Annotated in this window: 16 protein-coding genes; 12 read left to right on the top strand and 4 right to left on the bottom strand. The window is 72.2% G+C overall.

Annotated features, from left to right (window positions below):
• Positions 1-327: 327 nt before the first annotated feature.
• Positions 328-6,990 (top strand): beta strand repeat-containing protein, encoded by a 6,663-nt coding sequence (locus tag MYK68_RS20815; protein WP_283255245.1) that lies wholly within the window; start codon positions 328-330, stop codon positions 6,988-6,990.
• A 26-nt stretch (positions 6,991-7,016) separates the two neighbouring features.
• Here MYK68_RS20815 and MYK68_RS17630 read toward each other — a convergent pair whose 3' ends face one another.
• Positions 7,017-7,511 (bottom strand): nucleoside deaminase, encoded by a 495-nt coding sequence (locus MYK68_RS17630; protein WP_247865048.1) that lies wholly within the window; start codon positions 7,509-7,511, stop codon positions 7,017-7,019.
• A gap of 85 nt (positions 7,512-7,596) precedes the next feature.
• Between MYK68_RS17630 and MYK68_RS17625 the strand changes: the two genes are divergently transcribed.
• Positions 7,597-8,481, top strand: coding sequence for a DMT family transporter (locus MYK68_RS17625; protein ID WP_247865047.1), 885 nt, complete (start codon positions 7,597-7,599; stop codon positions 8,479-8,481).
• Between the two features lie 17 nt (positions 8,482-8,498).
• Here MYK68_RS17625 and MYK68_RS17620 read toward each other — a convergent pair whose 3' ends face one another.
• Positions 8,499-8,951 (bottom strand): flavodoxin domain-containing protein, encoded by a 453-nt coding sequence (locus MYK68_RS17620; protein WP_247865046.1) that lies wholly within the window; start codon positions 8,949-8,951, stop codon positions 8,499-8,501.
• Positions 8,952-9,311: 360 nt separating this feature from the next.
• On the opposite strand from MYK68_RS17620, the gene MYK68_RS17615 reads away from it, so the two are divergent.
• From MYK68_RS17615 to MYK68_RS17600, 4 genes are all read left to right on the top strand, one after another.
• Positions 9,312-9,698: an SHOCT domain-containing protein gene (locus tag MYK68_RS17615; protein WP_247865045.1), complete on the top strand. Its 387-nt coding sequence runs from the start codon at positions 9,312-9,314 to the stop codon at positions 9,696-9,698.
• 193 nt (positions 9,699-9,891) lie between these two features.
• Positions 9,892-11,211 (top strand): hypothetical protein, encoded by a 1,320-nt coding sequence (locus MYK68_RS17610; RefSeq protein ID WP_247865044.1) that lies wholly within the window; start codon positions 9,892-9,894, stop codon positions 11,209-11,211.
• Between the two features lie 179 nt (positions 11,212-11,390).
• Positions 11,391-12,272 carry a DUF3558 family protein gene (locus MYK68_RS17605; RefSeq protein WP_247865043.1) on the top strand — a complete coding sequence of 294 codons (882 nt, stop codon included), beginning with the start codon at positions 11,391-11,393 and terminating at the stop codon, positions 12,270-12,272.
• Positions 12,269-12,820: a DUF3558 domain-containing protein gene (locus MYK68_RS17600; RefSeq protein ID WP_247865042.1), complete on the top strand. Its 552-nt coding sequence runs from the start codon at positions 12,269-12,271 to the stop codon at positions 12,818-12,820. Before MYK68_RS17605 ends, MYK68_RS17600 begins: the two co-directional genes overlap by 4 nt.
• Before the next feature lie 15 nt (positions 12,821-12,835).
• Here the strand turns inward: MYK68_RS17600 and MYK68_RS17595 are convergent, their stop codons facing one another.
• A complete protein-coding gene (locus MYK68_RS17595; RefSeq protein WP_247865041.1) occupies positions 12,836-13,675 on the bottom strand; it encodes an acyl-[acyl-carrier-protein] thioesterase in 840 nt (279 codons plus the stop codon).
• A 99-nt stretch (positions 13,676-13,774) separates the two neighbouring features.
• Between MYK68_RS17595 and MYK68_RS17590 the strand changes: the two genes are divergently transcribed.
• From MYK68_RS17590 to MYK68_RS17580, 3 genes are all read left to right on the top strand, one after another.
• Positions 13,775-15,451 (top strand): FAD-dependent oxidoreductase, encoded by a 1,677-nt coding sequence (locus MYK68_RS17590; protein WP_247865040.1) that lies wholly within the window; start codon positions 13,775-13,777, stop codon positions 15,449-15,451.
• A gap of 36 nt (positions 15,452-15,487) precedes the next feature.
• Positions 15,488-16,330 carry an LLM class F420-dependent oxidoreductase gene (locus MYK68_RS17585; protein WP_247865039.1) on the top strand — a complete coding sequence of 281 codons (843 nt, stop codon included), beginning with the start codon at positions 15,488-15,490 and terminating at the stop codon, positions 16,328-16,330.
• A gap of 125 nt (positions 16,331-16,455) precedes the next feature.
• The gene (locus MYK68_RS17580) at positions 16,456-17,424 is read left to right on the top strand and encodes an NADPH:quinone oxidoreductase family protein (protein ID WP_247865038.1); all 969 of its coding nucleotides are present in this window, start codon (positions 16,456-16,458) and stop codon (positions 17,422-17,424) included.
• A gap of 695 nt (positions 17,425-18,119) precedes the next feature.
• Here MYK68_RS17580 and MYK68_RS17575 read toward each other — a convergent pair.
• Positions 18,120-19,028 carry an amidohydrolase family protein gene (locus MYK68_RS17575; RefSeq protein ID WP_247865037.1) on the bottom strand — a complete coding sequence of 303 codons (909 nt, stop codon included), beginning with the start codon at positions 19,026-19,028 and terminating at the stop codon, positions 18,120-18,122.
• 86 nt (positions 19,029-19,114) lie between these two features.
• On the opposite strand from MYK68_RS17575, the gene MYK68_RS17570 reads away from it, so the two are divergent.
• The 3 genes from MYK68_RS17570 to MYK68_RS17560 are packed head-to-tail and all read left to right on the top strand — an operon-like array spanning position 19,115 to position 22,573.
• Entirely contained in the window at positions 19,115-20,017 is a 903-nt protein-coding gene (locus tag MYK68_RS17570) for a PaaI family thioesterase (RefSeq protein ID WP_247865036.1), read from the top strand.
• 52 nt (positions 20,018-20,069) lie between these two features.
• A complete protein-coding gene (locus MYK68_RS17565) occupies positions 20,070-20,876 on the top strand; it encodes a TIGR03084 family metal-binding protein (RefSeq protein WP_247865035.1) in 807 nt (268 codons plus the stop codon).
• Positions 20,873-22,573, top strand: a complete 1,701-nt coding sequence (locus MYK68_RS17560; protein ID WP_247865034.1) for an acyclic terpene utilization AtuA family protein — start codon at positions 20,873-20,875, stop codon at positions 22,571-22,573. The genes MYK68_RS17565 and MYK68_RS17560 overlap by 4 nt, the downstream gene beginning before the upstream one ends.
• Positions 22,574-22,599: the final 26 nt, after the last annotated feature.

The following is a 22,599-nucleotide window of genomic DNA, read 5'->3' as shown; positions in this document are numbered from 1 at the left end:
CGGACCGGTCGAGCGGGGCGACCGGCGACCTGACTACTCCGGGCAGGCACAGCCAGGAGCGTTTCGACCGGTCGCGGGACCTGGGGGCGATCATCTCCAACGAGAAGATCCGCGCGATGTCCCTCGACAACGCCGCACCGGACCAGGGTGATTCGGTTCAGCCGCTCGCGGTGTCGACCGGCGCCGCCAAGCCCGTCTCGCTCTCGGCGCCCGAGCCGGCGGGAATCACCGGCCTCCTCCAATCGCTGGTCCGCGGACCGAGCGGCGAGAGCCTGGTGCTGTTCAACCAGTCGGCGGTGTTGCTCGCCGTCCTGGATCCGCGGCGTCGTGCCGGGGGGCAAGCTGTTCGGTCAGCCCGAAGACCTCCGGACCGCGGCGACACCGGCGGTCGCGACGGCCTCGCTGCTCGGCGGCGACGGAGCCCAGACCGTGGCCCCTGCTGCCGTTCCGGCGATCGTGACCGCGTTCGTTGCCGACGATCAGACGCAGGTTCTGACGCGCACGCTCTTGGCGCCGACGCAGACGGCGGACGGCACCACGCAGCTGCTGCCGTACCTGGTCCAGCAGTTCGTCTACGACCCGATTCACGACCTCGGTCAGGCCTGGGTCGTCTACGCCGCGCCGATCAACACCGTGATCAACTATCCGTTCCAGCTGCTTGTCGGGCGCGATCTGATCGGCAACGGAAAGGATGGCTACACCGGCGGCCACGCCTCCTTGATCGGCGGCCTGCTGCCAGAACTGTTTGGTGACGCCGGTGACGGCGGCTTCCTGTTCGGTGACGGCGGCACCGGCGCGGCCGGGCAGGCCGGCGGCATGGCGGGCATGTTCGGTAACGGTGGTGCGGGCGGTGCCGGCGCCGACGGCGGCCAGGGCGGCTGGCTCGCGGGCGTCGGCGGCCAGGGCGGCTCGGCGGTCACCGGTACCGGCGGCGACGGCGGCGCCGCGATCGGCGTGCTGTTCGGCATCGGTGGCACCGGTGGCGACGGCGGCGTCGGGGGGAACGGCGGCGACGGCGGCGCTGCGGGCGGCTGGTTCGGTATCGGCAGCCTGATCGGCGCCGGTGGCAACGGTGGGGCGGGTGGTGCCGGTCTGGACGGTGCCGACGGTGTCCCGGTCCTGGTGGGCGATGGCAGCGCCGGAACTGGCGGTGGCGCGGGCGGCCACGGCGGCGCCGGGGGCAGCGGCGGATTCCTCTTCGGTACCGGCGGCAACGGGGGATCCGGCGGACAGGGCGGCCACGGCGGTGACGGCAGCGACGGCGCCGACGCGACCATCCCGGGCGGTGCCGGTGGCGTCGGCGGCGCGGGCGGCCACGGCGGCGACTCCGGTGTCGCGGGTCGTGCGGGGACCGGAAGCCTGTTCGGCCCGAACGGCAGCGCCGGTTTCGGCGGCAGCGCGGGCCAGGGTGGCGACGGCGGACACGGAGGCGACGGCCTGGCCGGTGCCGACGGCACGACCCCCGGCGCCGACGGGCTCGCGGGCGGCGCGGGTGGCGCAGGCGGCGCCGCGGGCGCGGGCGGCCGGAACGCCGACGGTACCCTCAGCGACCTCGGCGGTGCCGCGGGTAGCGGTGGTGACGGCGGTGCCGGCGGCCGGGGTGCGGACGGCGCGAATGGTACGACGCCGGGCGCCGACGGACAGCAGGGTGGCGACGGCGGCCGGGGCGGCGATGCGGGTGGTGCCGGTACGACGGCCCCGGGCGGCGCGGCCGGTACGGGCGGCGCGGCTGGATCCGGTGGCGCCGCCGGTCGTGGCGGCGACGGCGGAACCGGTGGCGCGGGGGTTCACGGCGCCGACGGCGCCGATGGCGTCGTGGGTGCGCCGAACGGTGGCAACGGCACCTCTGGCGGCAACGGTGGCGCCGGTGGCAACGCCGGCCGCGGCGGTGGCCATGACGGGGTGGACGGCAGCTCTGGGTCCGGTGGCGCCGGCGGAGACGGCGGCAACGGCGGAACCGGTGCGGACGGAACCCTCGGTGCGCCGAACGGCGGCAACGGCGGCAACGCGGGCAATGGCGGTGCCGGTGGGCTCGCCGGTATCGGTTCGGGCGGTACGCGGGGCGCCGACGGGCTGGGCGGCGATGGTGGCGACGGTGGTGCGGGCCAGGGCGGCGTCGACGGCGCCGACGGCAGCGTGCCCGGCGGTGACGGCGGCGATGGCACGAACGGCGGCAACGGGGGCAACGGCGGTAACGCCGGACTCGGCGGCGGCCACAGCACCCAGATCGGTACCGCCGGATCCGGCGGTGCGGGCGGCAGCGGCGGCAACGGCGGTGCCGGTGCCGACGGGGGCGTCGGACATGCGGACGGCGGTGACGGCGGCAACGCGGGCAGCGGCGGTGCCGGTGGCCGGGCCGGTGCCGGACTCGGCGGATCGAACGGCGCCGACGGTCTGGGTGGCGACGGCGGTGACGGCGGTGCGGGCCGGACCGGATCCGACGGTGCCGTCGCGTCGGAACCCGGCGCGGACGGCGGCTCCGGAACGAGCGGCGGAAACGGGGGCAACGGCGGCAACGCCGGACTCGGCGGCGGCCACAGCACGCAGGTCGGGACGGCCGGAGCCGGTGGCGACGGCGGCAACGGTGGCAACGGCGCGGACGGCGCCGACGGCTGGGACTACGGCCAGGCCGGCGGGCGCGGCGGCGACGGTGGGAACGGCGGCGCGGGCGGCAGCGCGGGCGCGGGGCTCGACCAGGTCGCCGGGACCGACGGCCGCGGCGGCAACGGTGGGAACGGCGGTGCGGGGCAGGTCGGTGCGGACGGTACCGCCGCGACCGGGCCGGGTCTCGACGGTGGCGACGGCCAGGACGGCGGCGCCGGTGGTGCGGGTGGTAACGCGGGCTTCGGCGGCGGGCATACCGGGACGGCGGGTTCGGCCGGATCCGGTGGCGCGGGCGGTGCCGGTGGCAGCGGCGCGGACGGTGCGAACGGCTGGGACTGGGGCCAGAGCGGCGGTGCCGGTGGCGACGGCGGTGCCGGTGGTGCCGGCGGCACCGGCGGCCTGCAGACGGGCGGCGGCCGCGCGGCGTCGGGCGCCGACGGCGACGGCGGGAACGGCGGAAACGGTGGTATCGGACAAGACGGTGAGGACGGCGCTCCCGGCTATCCGGCCGGTGTGGCCGGCGGTGACGGGCAGCGCGGCGGCGACGGCGGAGCGGGCGGTAACGCCGGTGCCGCGGGCGGCGCCGGCGCCCAGGCCGGGCTGGGCGGCGCCGGTGGTGCCGCCGGAAACGGTGGTGCGGGCGGAGCCGGTGCGGACGGCTGGGAGTACGGCGAGGCCGGCGGTGACGGCGGCACCGGTGGAGCCGGTGGCACGGGCGGCGCCGGCGGCCTGAACGGCGACGGCAGCGCCGCGCAGTCCGGTGCCGGGGGCGACGGCGGCGCGGGCGGCTCCGGTGGTGACGGCGCCTCCGGCTCGTGGACGAACATCGAAGGCATCGACGGCGGTACCGGTGGTGCGGGCGGTAACGGTGGCGGCGGCGGAGCCGCGGGCGCTGCCGGAGGAGCCGACGCGAGCAACGGACTCGGCGGTGCGGGCGGATCGGCCGGTGACGGTGGTGTGGGCGGCGCCGGTGCGGACGGCTGGAGTGCCGGAACCGCGGGTGCGGCGGGCGGCACCGGCGGCGCCGGAGGCACGGGCGGTACCGGTGGATCGAATCTCGACGGGTCGTACGCGGCGGCCGGCGACGGCGGAAGCGGCGGCGCCGGTGGGACCGGTGGTCAGGGTGCGGCCGGATGGGACACCATCGTCGACGGCGCCGCGGGCGGAACCGGCGGCACCGGCGGTGCGGCCGGGGCGGGCGGCTCGAACGCCGACGGCGGCCACGGTGCGAACGGCGCGGGCGGTGACGGCGGAACAGGCGGAACCGGTGGCACCGGCGTCAGCGGCGGCGACGGTGCCGCCGCGGGCAACGGCGGAGCCGGCGGCCAGGGCGGCGTGGGCGGAGCGGGTATCGGTGGCACCGGCGGCGGTTCGGGTGGTGCCGGTGGCGCGGGTGGTGCCGGCGGTGCCGGTGACGGATGGGCCGTGCGGGGCGGTAGCGCCGAGCCGCAAGCGGGTGGCACCGGCGGTACCGGTGGCGCGGGCGGTGCCGGAACCGACGGCGGATCTTACGGAGACGGCGGTGCGGGTGGCGCCGGCGGCACGGGGGCGAGTGTGCTCGACGGCGACCCGGCCGCCGGAGCCACCGCGACCGCTGGACAGGGCGGCGCGGGCGGTGCCGGTAGCGCGGGCACGACGACCGCGGCCGGACTCGGTGGCGGTGGCGGCGGTGGCGGTGGCGGCGCCGCGGTCGTCGGCATGTCCGGCGGCACGGCCGGTGGTTCGGCGATCGGCGGCGCGGGCGGCCAGGGCGGCGATGCGTCGTCGACCCTGACCGGCGGCCACGGCGGAACCGGCGGCAGCGGTGTGATCGAAGCGAACGGCGCGGGCAGTGAAGCGACCGGGACCGCGACCGGCGGTGCCGGTGGCAATGCGATCGGCGCGGGTACCGGCGGAAACGCCGGAGAGGGCGACATCCTGGCACTTGATCCGGGCGACAATGCCTCCGGCGCGGCCACCGGCGGCGCCGGCGGCACGGGTGACGGATCGGGCAGGGTCGGCGGCCACGGCGGTGACGCCTGGATCCAGGCCCAATACGGGAACAGCGAGGCGACCGGCACCGCGACCGGCGGCGCCGGCGGCGACGCGTCGAACGGCGGCACCGGCGGTGACGGCGACTACGGGCTGGTCCTCTCCCGCTGGGGCGGCTCGGCGTCCGGCACGTCGACCGGCGGTGCCGGTGGCGACGCGGTCGTCGCGGGCGCGAAGGGCGGAAACGGCGGCAGCGCCCAGGTGACCGACCTCCAAGGCGGCACGACGACCGGTACCGCGGTCGGTGGCGCCGGCGGTGTCGGACGCGGCGGTGACGGCGGCAACGGCGCGCAGGGCTGGGTCGACACCCCCGACTACACCGCGCCGCACGGCAGCACCGTGAACAACGGCACGGCGATCGGTGGCGCAGGCGGCGACGGCGGCCTCAACGCCGCCGACGGCACGCGCGGCGGCACCGGCGGTGCGGGTGGCCAGGCCGAGGTCGGCGCCAACGGCGGCGGCACCGCCTCCGGCACGGCGACCGGCGGCGACGGCGCTACCGGCGGCGACGGTTCGGCGCTCGGTGTCGGCGGCACCGGTGGCGCAGGCGGCGACGCGCAGATCTTCGCGTCCGGCTCCGACGTCGCGGGGACGACGGCCGGCGGTGTTGCGACGGGCGGGGCGGGCGGCACCGCGACTGCCACCGGCACCGGCGGCGCCGGTGGCAAGGGCATCGTCTTCGCGCAGAGCGGTGGCTCGGCGACCGGTACGGACACCGGTGCGGTCGGCGGTGTCGGCGGCGCGGGTGTCGACGGCGGCAAGGGCGGTGTGGGCGAGGTCGACGCCTCCGGGGTCGGCAGTACCGCGACCGGTTCGGCGACCGGCGGCCAGGGCGGCGACGGCACCGATGTCACCGGTCACGGCAGTGTCGGCGGCGCAGGCGGGCTCGGTGAGGTGCATGCGACCGCGGCCGGGGCGACGGCGACCGGTTCGGCACGTGGCGGCGCGGGCGGTGCCGCGACCGACGGTGGCCACGGCGGTGCCGGCGGCTTCGCCGAGGTGTACGCCAGCGGCGTGAACAGCACCGCGACCAGCGGAACCGACGTCCACGGTGCGACGCAGACCTCGATCGGCGGCGCCGGCGGTACGGCCGGCGATCCGGTGAGTCAGGGCGGGACCGGCGGCGCCGGACGCGTCTGGGCGAGCAACACCGCCGCCTCGGCGACCGGCGTGGGCTACGGCGAGGCCGGCGGCAACGCCCGACTCGGCGGCACCGGTGGCAACGGAGCCAACGGCGGGTCGTTCGCCTTCGTCGCTGGCAGCACCTCGAACGGCACCGCGACCGGCGGCAGCGGCGGCAACGCCAGCGGGCCGAACAGCCGGGGCGGCGACGGCGGCGGGGGATCGGTCCAGGTCGGTTACGTGAACAACACCGGCACGGGCGCCGACTCCGGAGGACAGGCGTCGGGATCGGCCACGGGCGGCAACGGCGGTGACGCGTACGACGGCAACAGCACCGGTGGGAGCGGCGGACAGGGATCGATCCTGGTCGGTTCGAGCTACCCGGGCGTGTCCGTCGTCAACGGGTTCGCGGCCGGCACTGCGACCGGCGGGCGGGGCGGTGACGCCCACGGCGGCGGTATCGGTGGTGGCGGCTCCACCGGACAGGTCTACAGCGGGGTCAGCGGCGGCACCGCGCTGGGAACCGGGACCGGCGGAAACGGCGGCACGGGCACCGGCGCCGGGGTCAAGGGCGGCAACGGCGCGTCGGGTGTGGTGTCGGTGAACCGGGTCGGCAGCGCCGACGTCGGCGGCCTGAACGCTTCGGCGCAGGGGTCGGCGACCGGCGGCAGCGGCGGCGACAGCGTCGGCAGTACCAACGGCGGCAACGGTGGGGCCGCGACGGTCAGCGCACGCGGGGCCGGCGATCAGATCGTGAACTCGACCGCTGTCGGTGGGAACGCGGTCGGCACGATGGCCGGCCAGTCCGCCCAGATCCTGACGAGTACGGCCGCGACGAACGGCAACCACGTGCAGGACAGCACTGCGACGGCGGGCACCGGCAACGCGACCGCTCGGGGCGGCGCCGCCGCGATCAACGTCACCGGGGACGGCACGCTCGTCAACAGCAGCGCGACCGGCGGCAACGCGGGCTCGGCGCCCGCCGGAAGCAAGGGCGGAGCCGGCGGCTCCGGGACCATCACCGTCACCGGCGGCTCGGTCGGGAGCAGTTCGATCACCGGCGGATCGGGCGGTCAGGGCGTGAACGGCGGCACCGGTGGCGCGGGTGGCAACGCCACCCTGAACGCGTCGCATCCGGTGTCCGGAACCGTCGCGGCCGGTGCGAACGGCGGCACCGGAAACGGTGCCGGGAACACCGGCACCGCGGGCTCGAACACGACGATCACCGTCTAGGAGACATCGCCCAGGCGCGTCCGCGGTCAGTCCAGTTCGACGCCCGCCGCCCGGGCGTGCAGGGCGCGGATCTCGTCGATCAGCTCCGGCGCCGGCCCGGCGACGACGACACCCGGCGCGACGGCGCTGATCGGCAGCGGCGCCACCGGGGCGTCGTCCAATCCCCACTCGCGGCGCCACTGCAACAACTGGATGGCGCCGGCGGCGTATACGATCCGCCCGAGTCCGACCCACCCGTGTGCCGCCGCGCACATCGGGCAGTGTTCGCCGGAGGTGTAGACGACGGCGGCGCGCCGCTGATCCGCCGAAAGGTTCTCGGCGGCCCACCGGGCGATCGCGAACTCGGGATGGCGGGTGTCGCCGCCGCCGGAGACGTGGTTGAAGTCCTCGAAGAGCACGTCGCCGTCGAGCACGAGGAGAGACCCGAACGGTTCGTCGCCGACCTTCACCGCGTGCCGCGCGAGCGCGACGCAGCGGCGCAGGTGAGTGAGGTCGCCGGGCTCGGGTGTGCGCACGATCACACCTCGACCGTATCCCACCGCACGGGGTGCGTAGTGGGGCGTCGCGCCGACGAAAGCGACGTTCGGCCGATATTCTGGAAGGACCATGCATTCCTGGGTTCCGGCGCTTCTCGCTGTGCTCGCCGCGGCGATGATCGCGACGGGCACTGTGCTGCGCCAGCGTGCGTCCGCGCGCAACGGGTCCATCACCAAGGGCTGGTGGCTGGGTGCGGTGGTCGCGATCGTCGGCTTCGGTTTCCAGGCGTGGGCGCTCGGTCTCGGATCCATTCTGCTGGTTCAGCCGCTCGTGGTGCTCGCGGTGCTGTTCGCGCTGCCGCTGGAGGCGCGCGTCGATCACCGGAAGCCGTCACGGATGGACTGGGTGTGGGGCGGTGTCCTGGTCGCGGCCGTGGTGTTGTTCCTGGTCATCGCGCGTCCGCACCCGTCCGATCGTCGCGCGGCGCCGACGCTGCTCGCCGTCACGGTGACCGTGCTGGTGATGGTGCTGATCGCGCTGGTGATCCTGGCCGAGCGCTGCCACAACGCTCACCACCGTGCACTCTGCTACGGCATCACGGCGGGCGCCCTGTTCGGTGTCGCGGCGCTGCTGATCAAATCGGTGGCACTGCACGTGATCGCGTCGCCGACGGAGGTGTTCCGGCACCCCGACCTGTATCTGCTGGTGGTCGTGGCCGCGCTGGCCGTCGTCGCGCAGCAGCGGGCCTTCGGCGCCGGCGACATCCAGACGTCGTTCCCGGCGATGAACGTGATGGAACCGGCCGTCTCGATGGCCCTCGGGGTGATCCTGCTCGGTGAGAACCTCAAGGTCGGGATCGGCACCGTGACGCTGCTGATCCTTATTCTGCTGGTGGCGGCGGTGGCCGTCGTCAAACTGGCTCAGCACGCGGCGATCCGCGGCGATGCCGGATCGCACGACGACCGGAGTCGTCGCGGCGTGGGTGTGACGGCCGAATCGGCCGCGGAGTCGTAGGTACGACGCGCCGGGACTCAGCCCTCGGCGATGACGTCCTTGAGGCGCTCGGCCCAGCCCTCGGCGGCCGCGGTCGGCTTCTCGGTGGAGCTGGCGTCGTGGCGGTAGTGCTCGCCGACCTCGGTGGCGCCGAGCTTGGTCAGCATCTCGGCCATGATCTCGCCGCCGCGGTTGAAGGTGTCGTCGTACACGGAGTCGCCCATGCCGAACACGGCGAAGCGCAGGCCCGACAGGTCCGGCTTCACGTCGTCGAGTTCATCGGCGAACGGCAGCGCACCGGAGGGGAGTTCGCCCTCGCCGTAGGTGGAGCAGACCACGACCAGGAAGTCGTCGGTGTCCAGATCCTCGGCGGCGTAGTCGGTCATGTCGTAGATCGACGGATCGAAGTCAGCGGCCAGAACGTCGGCGATCGCATCGGCGACCAGCTCGCCGGTGCCGGTCTCGGTACCGTAAAGAATGACTGCTGCCATGATCGGTGACTCTCCTACCTTGGGGAATGACGAAAGTACGGTAGCGTAACCCGTTCGATCGCGTCCAATCCCACGCCGGGACTTTGGGCCCCGGACGATCCGGCTTCCGGAGACGGCGACGGGGCCGGGCACCTGCGGGAACGTCGCTCCGGCCGGCGGCCCCCGTGTCGCGGAAATCACCCCTGCCGGGGGATGTGCCGGGCGGGTCGGGTGATCGTCGGCGTCGACAGTTTTGCGGTGTCGTGTTTGTCGCCGTGACCATGGCGTTTGTCCCCTGTTGACCAGCGGCCCGAACTGTGGTGCGGTTGCTTGCGGCCGCACGCTGTGAGGCGGCCCGGTAAGAGATTGAGGAGGTCCCACATGGATTGGGGCAACTGGTGGAATGTTCTCTGGTACACGATCGTGGTCTTCGCGTTCATCGCGTACCTGATCGTCCTGTTCATGGTCCTGACGGATCTGTTCCGTGACCGTAAGCTCGCCACCGGCTGGAAGTGTGTCTGGATCTTCTTCCTGGTGGTCTTCCCGTATCTGACGGCGTTCGTGTACATCATCGCGCGCGGCCCCGGTATGGCTGAGCGCTCGGCGGCCGCGCAGCACGCGGCCGACGCGCAGGCCCGCGAGTACATCCGCGACGCTGCGGGCACTGCGACCCCGGCCGATCAGATCGCGACGGCCAAGGCGCTGCTCGACGCCGGCACCATCACCGAGGACGAGTTCGCGGCCATCAAGGCCAAGGCTCTGGCCTGATCCTCAGCGGTACGACGCCCGGTGGCCCCTCGTGGGTCACCGGGCGTCGTGCATCCGGCGGTCGATCGCGTGGCGAGCGGTTCCGTCGGGCCGGCGCTACCGGCGAGTTGCACCGGCGCCTCGCTCTGTGATCTAGTGACGCGGTTGTCCGATATGTGACACGTCGCACTGCCAGATTGTGAGGGGTCTGTTCATGGTTTCCGTTTCTTCGGTATCGCCGAGAGCTCGTGCTCTGCGGCTCGGAGCCGTCGCCGCGACGGCGTCGGTCGTTCTCGGCGCCGGAATGGTCGCGGCCCCCGCCCCGGCTCATGCCGATGTCCTCGGCGATATCGCGGGGGCGATCCTGAACAACGGAGCCGCACAGGGTGTCTTGTCCACGTGGGGCATCGATGCGTGCGGAAACGGCGCCAAGGGATCGGCAGGCAAAGCTGACTGCACGCAAGGTACCGGCAATGGCGTCGCGGTTGTTCTGCCGGGGACCATCAAGGTCGTCCCGCTCAACCAGGCGAAGCCGGAGGGGTCGGCCAAGGTGATCGGGTCGGGCACTCAGTTCGCACTGGCACAGACGGGTGGCAATGCGACGGCGATCTCCTATCTGCCGCTCAGCCTGGCGACCGCCGGCGCCAGCGGTGGCCGGACGGCGATGTCGTTCGCCCTGATCGGAATGGCCAATGCCTGGACCACGGATTCGACGACGGTGTCGGACGGCGTGCTCAACGTCGTGAAGATCACCGTTCCCGGTATCAAATCGGTGAGCTGCTTCGGCATGCTCACCGCCGCGTACGCGGAGGATGCGGGTGCCTGCGTCAATGTGCTCGGCACCTTCGACGGCAAGCTGAACCTGACCAAGAGTCTCCCGGAGCTGCAGCTCGGCCTCACGAATCCGGTCGGCGCCTTCATGAATCCGCAGGATGTCCTGACCGAGTTCATCGGCAACGTCTTCAGCGGTAACGAGTTCAACCCCGCGACCCTCTTCACCGACGACATCGCGCGGCTGTCGATCGGCGGAGACAATCTCCTCGCCCTCACGAGTGACTACGGGCTGCAGCCGATCTCGAACACCTCCGGCGCCATCGCACTCAGCTGGCTGGGCGGCACGATCTACCTGATGCCGGCCGTGACCGTGAACGGGAAGATCGCTGCCAACGCCCTCGGCCTGCCGAAGTTCGACCTGGACGGTCTCGGCGACATGAACAAGATCGTGCCGACCCTGCGGACCGGCAAGATCAAGACCCCGGTGCTCGGCACCACGGTCGACGGTCTCGACACCGGCAGCGTCACCTCGGGCCTCGGCACCCAGCAGCTGACCTCGTCCTCGCTGGCCTCGCCGTCGACGGCGACGTCGTCACCGGCGACGCGGAGTCGCGGTACCGGAGCGGATCTGGACGGGGCCGCATCCTCGGACGAGGTGACGACGGACCCGGTGACGACGGACCCGGTGAAGGTGGACCCGGTGACGGAAGGCGGGACGTCGTCGGAGAAGGCGCCGTCGGATGACGCGGTCGTGAACTGACCTCGCGTCGACGCACAACGGCAGGACCTCCCGGATCTCCGGGAGGTCCTGCCGCATCCCGGTGTCGTGCCGGGCATCTCGACCGGCGCGGCTCCTGGGGTCCCCGGACCCGTGGCGATCGGTGCGGCTCGACCGCGAGGCCGGACCGCTAGAGTGAACCCAGACCATGAGGAGGCTCGATGGGGACGCGTGTCGACAGCTGGATCTGGGGCATCCGGCTGACCAAGACACGTTCCGCCGCGGGCGCGGCGTGCCGGGCCGGACACGTCCAGGTCAACGGGGTCACCGCGAAATCCGCGACCACCGTGGCGGTCGGCGACGAGGTCCGGGTGCGCCTGGACGGGCGGGAACGGATCGTCGAGGTCACCAAGCTGATCAGTAAGCGCACCTCGGCGCCGCTCGCGGCCGAGTGCTACATCGATCGCAGCCCGCCGCCCCCGCCGCGCGAGGTGATCGCCAGCATTCCGCGGCGCGATCCCGGCGCGGGCCGGCCGACCAAGCGGGAGCGCCGCCAGATCGACAAGCTCCGCGGGAGCGCCACGCTGGTGCTCGCCGCCGCGCTGATGCTCACCCTCGGCGCATGCGGCGGATCGGATGACGACGGCGCGGCGCCGGCGTCGGCCACACCGAAGGCGGGCACCGGGCCGAAATTCCAGCGCTGCGGTGGTCTCACCCTCGAGGAGGTGGAGCAGGCCACCGGCCTCCACAACCTCAAGCTCCGCATCGACAACCCATCGGTCTGCGAATGGCGGTCGGGCTCGGTCCGGAACGACGGCCAGGTGGCGTCGTTCAACTGGTACCGCGGCTCGCCGATCGGCCGCGAGCGCGGGCACGAACAGCTCTCCCGCGAGTACATGCCCGTCGACATCAAGATCGCGGGCTACCCCGGCTTCCTCGCCAAGATGGACCCGATCTGCGAGGTCGGCGTCCAATTCGAGAACGACTTCATCGAGATCTCGGTGACCGACGACCAGCGCCAGGGCATGCAGACGGTACCGATGGACACGATGTGCAACGGTGCGCAGAAGCTCGCCACCGACTCGATCGAGCGCGCGTCATGAGGCCTGTCCGGCCGCGCGCCCTGGCGGCGGCGACGTCGTGCGTGGCGATGCTCGCCGTCGCCGGGTGCTCGTCGACCGTGGACGGTCACCCGACCCGGGTCGACGGCGGGGGCGGACAGGAAGGCGCGGTCGACACCAGCAAGTTCGAGGGCCTGCTGACCGAGTGTCAGATCGTGACCCCCAAGCAGCTCGCCGAGGCGGTCGGCGGCACGTCGGTCGACGGCACCTTCAACGGCGCGATCTGCCGCTGGGTGGTGCGCGGTACGTCGATCATCGACGTGACCCTCGCCTGGTACGAGTGGGGCGACTTCAACCTGGAGAAGCAGACCACCCGGCGGATGGGCTTCACCACCGAGAACATCCAGGTCAACAGTGTCGCGGCGTTCACCGCGACGGACCCGAAGCGGCCCAGTGTCTGCGGCGTCACAGCGAAGTCGCCGGGCCGCGGCACCATCACCTGGTGGGTCGAGCCGCAGGGCGCGGTCACCGGCGACCCCTGCCAGGGCCCCATCAAACTCATGGAGCTGGTCATCAGCCGCGCGAGCTGACCCGCCTCACGCCGGTCAGGCGTCCGGGATCTTCGACACCGACACCGACGCGGCGGTCACCGGGCCGTCGTCCGAACCGATCAGCATCCAGACGTACAGGCAGTCGTCGATCCGCTTCCGGCGCAGGGTGATCGGGGTGCCGGGCGTGATCGGCCGCAGGTACTCGATCACCAGGCGGTGCGGCGCGTCGAGAAGATCGGGGTGATCGACCAGCTCGTCCTCGATCGCCTCCAGGTACGCGGCGTTGTTGACGTGCCGGAACGGGTCGAAGTCCGTCGACCGCAGCACGTGCTCGCGGTCGGGGAGTTCCACCTCGTCGGCGGCGGGAGCCTGCTCCGGATTCAACGACTTCCAGCGCAGCCGGTGCTCGTCGGTCATCTCCGACAGGATTTTCAGCGCCTCATCGCTGATGCGCGACGGCATGCCCTGATCGTTCACGTTGATCCAGAATCCGACGGACTCGATCAGCCCGTTCGGCCGCGGCTCGGGATTGAACCGGTTGGTCTCGCTGGTCGACGTCAGCCGCACCCGCATGTCGGTCCAGCGCGTGGACAGTGCGCCGCACCAGCGTTCGGCGTGGAAGTCGGCGGGCCACGTGATCGGCTCGAGCACATCGATGACGGTCCGCCGGACGATCCAGAACGGATCGGAGCCGTCGAAGTCGGTCATGTCGATGTTGTCGTTCGCGACGTCCTGCAGGTAGCGCGCGAGGCCGTCGAGCCGGACTCGCATCTCCTGGTCGACGTCGCCGGTGCGCACGCGATAGTCCGCGTCGAAGAACCGTGCGCCCACTTTGCGGTCGGGGAGCGGCGTGTACACGGGCGGGGCTGACGGCGTCGGCTTCTCGGCGGGCATGCGGCGCCTTTCCTCGGCGGGTGAAAGTGACCGGGATTACGATACTCTGGACCAGAAACTAGAACGTGTTCTTATATTCGTGAGGAGAGGGAGCCGGCCATGGCGCACGTGATCACCCGCCCCTGCTGCAACGACGGCAGCTGTGTCGAGGTCTGCCCGGTCAACTGCATCCACCCCACGCCCGACGAGGACGACTTCCTCACCGCCGAGATGCTCTACATCGACCCGGCGACCTGTATCGACTGCGGCGCCTGCATCGACGAATGCCCGGTGAGCGCGATCTACCCCGACGATCAGCTCGACGCCTGCGACGAGCCCTTCCTGCAGATCAACGCCGACTACTACCGCGACCACGACGTGGACGGCGGCCTCGCCCACCCGGCTCGCACCCCCAGACTCCCCGAGGACCGCGCCCTGTCGGTCGCGGTGATCGGCGCCGGGCCGGCCGCGTTCTACGCCGCGGGAGAACTGACCAAGCGGCCCCAGATCTCCGTCGACATGTACGACAGGCTGCCCACTCCCTACGGCCTCGTCCGCGCCGGCGTCGCACCCGACCATGCCAAGACCAAGGGTGTCGAGGGCACCTTCGCCGCGGCCGAGCGGCGCGCCAACTTCACCTACCATCTCAACGTCGACGTCGGCACCCACATCACGCACGACGAGCTCGCCGCCCGCTACGGCGCCATCCTCTACGCGGTCGGCGCACCGCACGACCGTCATCTCGACATCCCCGGTGAGGAGCTGCCCGGGTCGTTTCCGGCGACCGAGTTCGTCGCCTGGTACAACGGTCATCCCGCCTACGCCGACCGTGTGTTCGCCCTGACCGGCGACCGCGCGGTGGTGGTCGGCAACGGCAACGTCGCGCTCGACGTCGCCCGCATCCTGGTCGAGGACGAGGCCATCCTCGCCACGACCGACATCGCCGACCACGCCCTTGCGGCGCTTCGGGATTCGTCGATCCGCGAGGTGGTCGTCCTCGGCCGGCGGGGGATCGAGCACGCCGCGTTCACCAACTCGGAGTTCCTCTCCCTGGGCGACCTCGACGGCGTCGACATCGTCATCGAACCGGAGGAGCTGGCGCTGTCGGAGGCCGCGCGGGCTGCGCTCGACGACGGCTCACTCGACTCCACGATCGCCACCAAGATCCGGCTCGCCCGCGAATTCTCCACGCGCCCAAGGCATGACGAGAACAAGCGGATCATCTTCCGGTTCCTCACCGCGCCGCTGGAGATCATGGGCGACGGGGAAGTGACCTCCCTGCGCTGCCTGCGCAACGCCTACACGGCGTCGGGAGCAGCGGCCCCGACCTCGGAGACCTTCGACATCGACACCTCCGTGGTCGTCCGCTCGGTGGGATACCGAGGCAGGCCGATCCCCGGAATCCCGTTCGATCCGGAACGAAATGTGGTGCCCAGCAAGGACTCCCGGGTCACCGACGGGCCGGGCGGACCCGTCGTTCCCGGGCTCTACGTGGCCGGCTGGATCCGGCGTGGGCCGACCGGCGGGATCGGCCGCAACCGGATGTGCGGTGAGCAGGCCGCCGCGGCGATCATCGCCGACTTCGCCGACGACGTCCTGCCGGTCCCGGAGCTCGACGCCGGTGACGTCGCCGATCTGGTGGCGTCGCGCGGCGCGCAGCGGGTCGACCTCGCCGGCTGGCGGCGCATCGACGCCGCCGAACGAGCCGCCGGGCGGGCGCAGGGCCGCCGTCGGGCGAAGTTCGTGAGCGTCGAGGCGCTGCTGGCCGCCTCGGCGGAGTCCGGTGCGGCCGGATGAGGCGCTGAGAGACCACGCACAGAACGAGGAGACGTCATGGATTTCGGGATCGTGCAGTTCACCAGTGATCGCGGCCTGAAGCCGCAGATACTCGCGCCGCTGATCGAGCGGGCCGGCTTCGCGTCGTACTTCGTCCCCGAGCACGGGCACATTCCGACCAAGCGCAAGGCCGCGCACCCGGGGACCGGCACCGCCGAACTGCCCGACGACCGCTACCTGCGCACGCTCGACCCGTGGACCACCCTCGCCGCCGCGGCCGCGGTCACCGAGCGGATCCGGCTCGCGACCGCCGTCGCCCTGCCGGTGCAGTCCGACCCGATCACTCTCGCCAAGACCATCGCCACGCTCGACCACCTCTCCGGCGGCCGGGTGACCCTCGGTGTCGGCTTCGGCTGGAACCTCGACGAGCTGGCCGACCATCACGTGCCGCCGGCGCGGCGCCGGACCATGCTGCGCGAATACCTCGAGGCCATGCGCGCGCTGTGGACGCAGGAGGAGGCCGAGTACCACGGCGAGTTCGTCGACTTCGGGTCCAGCTGGGCCTGGCCCAAGCCGGTGACGCCGCCGCCGGTCCTCGTCGGCGCCGCGGGTACCGAGAAGAACTTCCGGTGGATCGCGCGCAGCGCGGACGGCTGGATCACCACGCCGCGCGAGACCGACATCGAGGGCTCCGTCGAACTGCTGCAACGGATGTGGCGAGATGCCGGGCGCCGGGGCGCGCCGCAGATCGTGGTGCTCGACCTTAAACCGGTGCCGGAACGGCTCGCCGCCTGGCGTGAACTCGGGGTCACCGAGGTGCTGTACGGCCTGCCCGACGACACCGTCGACCGCGCATCGGGCTATCTCGACAGGCTCGCAGGCAAACTCGGTCTCGGCTGACCTGCGACGGAGCCGCGCGGACGCGCCGCCACCGGGGCGACGGCGCCCAGACCGGGTGCCCGGGAGCCTGGCACAAGCCCCGAATCGAGGTCGCGCCCGGCGATCCGGGACGTACGCTGGGGGCCATGAAAGCACAGGTGTTGACCGCGGAATCCGGCCCGTCGGGGCTCGAATTGCAGGACCTTCCGGCCCTCGAACCGGGACCGGGGCAGGTGCTGATCGACGTCAAGTCGTGCGGCGTCTGCTTCCCGGACGTACTGATGAGTCAGGGCAAGTATCAGATGCGCCCGCCGGTGCCGTTCACGCCGGGCACCGAGGTGGCCGGCGTCGTCGCCAGCGCGCCCGAGGGCTCCGGATACGCCGCGGGCGACCGCGTTCTCGTCACCTCGTGGCTCGGCGGTTTCGCGGAGCAGGTGCTCGCCGTTCCCGAGATGCTGTTCCGCATGCCCGACTCGCTGAGCTTCGACGAGGGCGCCGCGATGGGCATCAACTTCCAGACCGCGCTCTTCGCGCTGAAGATGCGTGCGCAGACCGCGCCCGGTGAGGTGGTCGCGGTCCTCGGCTCCGCCGGCGGGGTCGGCGTCGCGTCGATCCTGGTGGCGAAGGCCATGGGCGCCACCGTGATCGCCGTGGTGCACCGGACCGGTGCGGAGGAGATGCTGCGCGGGCTCGGCGCCGACGAGGTGGTCCAGCTGACCGACGGCTGGAAAGACCGCGTCCTCGAACTGTCCGGCGGCGGCGTCGACGTGCTGATCGACCCGGTGGGCGGCGAGGTGTTCGACGAGGCGCTGCGCACCGTGGCGCCGGACGGCCGCTACGTGGTGATCGGTTTCGCCGCCGGGGGCATCCCGACCGTCAAGCTCAACCGCGTGCTCTTCCGCAACATCGCCGTCGTCGGCGCCGCGTGGGGCGAATACATCCGCACGCACCCGGACGTCCCGGGCCTCCTGCACGACGAGCTCGTCGAGATGATCGACGCCGGCCTGCGCCCGCCCGTCAACGTGACCTATCCGCTCGCCGACCTCCCCACCGCGCTCGCCGACCTGGCCGAGGGCCGCGTCCGCGGCAAGGCGGTCATCAAAATCGCCGACTGACCCGGCTACGGCCGCCGCACCGGCCGAACCGCCCGTTGGCGAGCCGCGAGGTGCCGGCCACCGCACAGCCCGTTGGCCAGCCGCGAGGTGCCGGCCACCGCACAGCCCGTTGGCCAGCCGCGAGGTGCCGGCCACCGCACAGCCCGTTGGCCAGCCGCGAGGTGCCGGCCACCGCACAGCCCGTTGGCCAGCCGCGCGGCGCCGGCCACCGCACAGCCCGTTGAGCAGCCCCGAGGCGCCAGCCGAGGGGCTTGTCGAAACGACCCCATGACCCGCGAGCGGTCTTGTCGCTGCGCCGGGCACCGGACCCATCCCGAAACTGTCCGTTTTGTCGGTCGCCGACCGACAAAACGGACAGTCTCGCGCGACCCGCGGTCGGTGCAGCCCGGCACGACGAGCTCGCCGGCCCGGCGGACGGCCGCGTCCGCGGCAAGGCGTCATCAAGATCGCCGACTGACCCGCCGTGTCCCGGCGGTCGAGCGTCGCCACCGCCGCACCGCCCGTTAAGCAGCCACAAGCCGCCATCGACCGCCCGTTGAGCAGCCACCAGCCGCCATCGACCGCCCGTTGAGCAGCCACGAAACGATAGCGACCGCCCGTTGAGCAGCCACGAGGCGCCAGCCGAGGGGCTTGTCGAAACGACCCCCTGACAAGCGGGCCGTCCCGCCGCCAAGCCGCGCACGAGACGAACTGGGTCAGTCCAGCCCGAACAGGGCGGCGGCGTTGTCGTGCACGACCGACCGCAGCCACCGATCGCCCAGACCCAGCCGCTCGCACGATTCCAGCGCGTGCAGGTAGCCGTAGGGGATGTTCGGGAAATCCGAGCCGAAGAGGATCTTCTCCTCGAGTGCCGCGAGCCTGGGCAGCAGGGCCGGGGGATAGGGCGCCTCGCGCTCGCAGAAGTCGGTGAAGTTCATCGTGGTGTCGAGGCGGACCTCGTCGTAGGTCTCGGCGAGTTCGACGAAGTCCGCGTACTCGGGCATCCCCATGTGCGCGATGATCAGCGGGAGCGACGGGAAACGCCGCAACACGTCGCGGATCGGCTCGGGGCCGGTGAAGCGGCCCGCGGCGGGACCGGATCCGCAGTGGATGACGATCGGGATCCGGGCCTGCGCCAGGATGTCCCAGACCTCGTCGAGCAGCGGATCGACCGGTGAGTAGTCGCCGACCTGAATGTGCGACTTGAAGATCCGCGCGCCACTCTCGATCGCGGCCGCGACGTATCGCGGCGCCGAGGGCTCGGGGTAGAAGGTGGCCGTCCGCAGACAGTCGGGGTGGTGGGCGGCGAAGTCGGCTCCCCATCCGTTGAGCCATTCGGCCATGTCGGGCTTGTGCGGGTACAGCATCGACGAGTACGTCCGCACCCCGAACGACCGGAGCGCGGCGACGCGGCGTTCCTCGTCGGCGCGGTAGGCGATCGGCCACTCGCGGCCGATCATCGGCCCCGCCGAATCGAAGTAGGCCCATACCTTGTCGAGGACCGGTTTGGGCATGAAGTGCGTGTGCACGTCGATCAGGCCGTCGAGGCCGAGCCGCGCGGTGAACGCGCGGACCGCCGCCGCCTCGTCGTCGCTGAACGGCACGTTGCGGTGGGTGTCACACATCGGCGCATTCCGGGGATCGGTTCACATCTCGCACAATAGGTCACGGCGCCGGGTCCGACGTACGGCGCGGTTGGTAGGACTGAGGAATGACGACCCCCTCCCCGCACGATCCGTTCTCCGCGTTCGCCGTCGGCCGCCGGCCGGGGGCGGCACCGGCCGAAATGGTCCAGTATCTCGGTCCCGGACTCACCGATCACCGCGGCCTGATCGACCTCCCGGCGCTGACCGTGCTCTTCGATGACATCGGCGGACTCCCGTTCTTCGCCGCCGGACCCGGCTCGGCCATCCAGGCACGGCTCTCGATGTCGATGAACAGCCGTCCGGGGATCGACGAGATCCTCCGGGCCACCGCGGAACTGGTGATGAACGACGACGGATTCGGCGTCACGACGGTGAGGATCTCGGGCGACGGCGGCCGCGCGGTGTGCGTCGGGGAGGCCCACAACGTGCGCGTCGACCGCGATCTGGTCACCGGCGACGATGGCGTCGAGATCGGCGAACCGACTCGGCCGGAGTCCGTCGCCGTGGCCCGCGCGGTCGTCGATCCGAACCGGTCCGGCCGCGACATCGTCGGCGAACTGGTCGCGGACGGCGCCGGTCTCGGTCCCTTCGCGCGTCTGCTCGGCGGCGCGGTCGAGTTCGACGGGGAAGGCGATGTGCTCTTCAGCGCGGCGGCCGATCCGTGGACCGCCAATCTCATGGGCACCATGCACGGCGGCGTGATCGCCGCGATCGCCGCCCAGGGGCTGTCGCTGGCGGCGCAGGCCGCGGCACCGGCCGGTGCCGACTATCAGCTGACCGCGTTCACCATCGCGTTCCTGCGCTCGCCGGCGGTCGACGGCCGTCGACTCACCGCCCGGACCCGGCCGGTCCGGGTCGGGCGGCGTCTCGGTGTGTTCGACGCCGACCTGTACGACGGCGACCGCCTGCTGGCCCACGCCGTCGCGGATGCGCGGTATCTGACCTCGCCGAATGGCTCGTCCGGCTAAGAAACAATCAATCACGCTTGATTTTTCTTCGCGGTCGTGTGAGGCTCGCCATATGGCTCTCGTGGACACGGTCGTGGCCGATCTGATCGCCGAAGGCGACGCGCTGGACGATCTCGTAGCCGGGCTCGGCCCGGAGGAATGGGCGACGCTCACGCCCGCCGCGGGCTGGACCATCGCCCATCAGATCGGTCATCTGACGTGGACCGACCGGACCAGCCTCACCGCGATCACCGATGCGGAGGGCTTTCAGCGTGCGCTGAAGGAGGCGTGGACCGATCCGGGCGGCTTCGTCGACGCCGCCGCGGATGCCGAAGCGGCCCGTCCGCCGAGCGAGCTTCTCGCCGATTGGCGCGAATACCGGGCACGGCTGGCCGGAGCGCTGGTCGCCGTGCCGGACGGCACCAAACTCCCGTGGTTCGGGCCGCCGATGTCCGCGGCGTCGATGGCCTCGGCGCGGCTGATGGAGACGTGGGCGCACGGCCTCGACATCGCCGACGCGCTCGGCGCCGCGGCGTCGGCGACCGACCGGATCCGCAACGTCGCGCACCTCGGCGTGCGCACCCGCGACTTCGCCTACCAGGTGAATCAGGAACAGCCGCCGGCCGCGCCGTTCCGCTACGAACTGACCGCGCCCTCCGGCGACCTCTGGGTCTGGGGGCCCGAGGACGCCACGGACGTGGTGCGCGGCCCGGCCCTGGACTTCTGCGAACTGGTCACCCAGCGGCGGCACCTCGACGACCTCGCGCTGGACTTCACCGGTGACGACGCCCGGCACTGGTCGACGATCGCCCAGTGCTTCGCGGGGCCGCCCGGCGGTGGCCGCGGACCCCTCGCCCCGACCTCATCGAAGGAACAATGATGCGCGACGTCGTACGGATCGGTAACGCCTCCGGCTTCTACGGAGACCGCTTCAGCGCGGTCCAGGAGATGCTGGAGGGCGGTGAACTGGACTACCTCACCGGCGACTACCTGGCCGAGCTGACCATGCTGATCCTCGGCCGCGACCGCATGAAGGACCCGGCCACCGGCTACGCCAAGACCTTCCTGAAGCAGATGAAGGAGAACCTGGCGCTCGCGCTCGACCGCGGCGTCAAGATCGTCACCAACGCCGGTGGACTCAACCCGCACGGGCTGGCCGTCGCACTGCGCGAACTCGCCGCCGAACAAGGACTGGACGCGCAGATCGCGTTCGTCTCCGGCGACGACCTGGCCAAGCGGGCCGGTGAACTCGGCCTGGGCACCCCGCTCACCGCGAACGCCTACCTCGGTGCCTTCGGAATCAAGACGGCGCTGACCCGCGGGGCCGACATCGTCGTCACCGGCCGGGTCACCGATGCCTCGCTGACCGTCGGTCCGGCCGCCGCCGCGTTCGACTGGAAGCACGACGACCTCGACGCGCTCGCCGGCGCGGTGGTCGCCGGGCACGTGATCGAATGCGGCGCGCAGGCGACCGGTGGAAACTACGCGTTCTTCACCGAGATCCCGATGGGGCACTTGGGCTTTCCGATCGCCGAACTGCGCGCCGACGGGTCGTCGGTGATCACCAAGCACGACGGCACCGGCGGTGCGGTCACGGTCGGCACGGTCACCTCCCAGTTGCTCTACGAGGTGGGTGGGCCGCGCTACTTCAACCCCGACGTGACCGCGCGCCTGGACTCGGTGCAGCTGACTCAGGAGGCCACCGACCGAGTCGCGATCTCGGCGGCCACCGGTGAGGCGCCCCCGAACACGCTCAAGGTGTCGCTGAACCATCTCGCGGGCCTCCGCAACGAGATCACGGTGATCCTGACCGGCCTGGACATCGAGGCGAAGGCGGCGCTCTTCCAGGAGCAGTTCGAGGCGGCGCTGCCGCAACGGCCCGCGGAGCTCGAGTGGCGGCTGGTCCGGCACGACCGGACCGACGCCGACAACGAGGAGCAGGCCAGTGCGGTGCTCCACGTCGTCGCCCGCGATCAGGATCCGGCCAAGGTCGGCCGGGCGTTCTCCAACGTCGCCGTCGAACTCGCCCTCGCCACGTATCCCGGCTTCACCCTCACCGGACCGCCCGCGAGCGGCTCGCCGTACGGCGTCTACGAACCCGGCTACGTCGACGCCGCCCTCGTCGAACACCGGGTGACCCAGCCCGACGGGGTCACCGTCCGCATCGAGCCGTCGCCGCTCGCCGGCCCGCCGACGTACGACGCCGACGACCCCGCCCCCGAGCCGGCCACCGACTGGGGCCCGACCCGGACCGTGCCGCTCGGATCGATCGCCGGTGCCCGGAGCGGCGACAAGGGCGGCAGCGCGAACATCGGGCTCTGGGCGCGCAGCGACGACGAATACGCGTGGCTCGACGCGTTCCTGTCCACCGAGCGCCTGAAGGAACTGCTTCCGGAGATCGCCGCGCTCGACGTCCACCGGTACCGACTGCCGAACCTGCGCGCGGTGAACTTCGTGATCGAGGGCATCCTCGGCCGCGGGGTCGCCGAACAGGTCCGCTTCGACCCGCAGGCGAAGGGCCTGGGCGAGTGGCTGCGCTCGCGCCACGTCCCGATCCCGGAACGCTTCCTCGATTAGGGAGGCGGGCGGGGCCTGAGCATGCG

This window comes from Gordonia sp. PP30, from assembly GCF_023100845.1.
Taxonomy (GTDB): Bacteria; Actinomycetota; Actinomycetes; order Mycobacteriales; family Mycobacteriaceae; genus Gordonia.
This window is presented reverse-complemented; position numbering and strand designations above follow the sequence as displayed.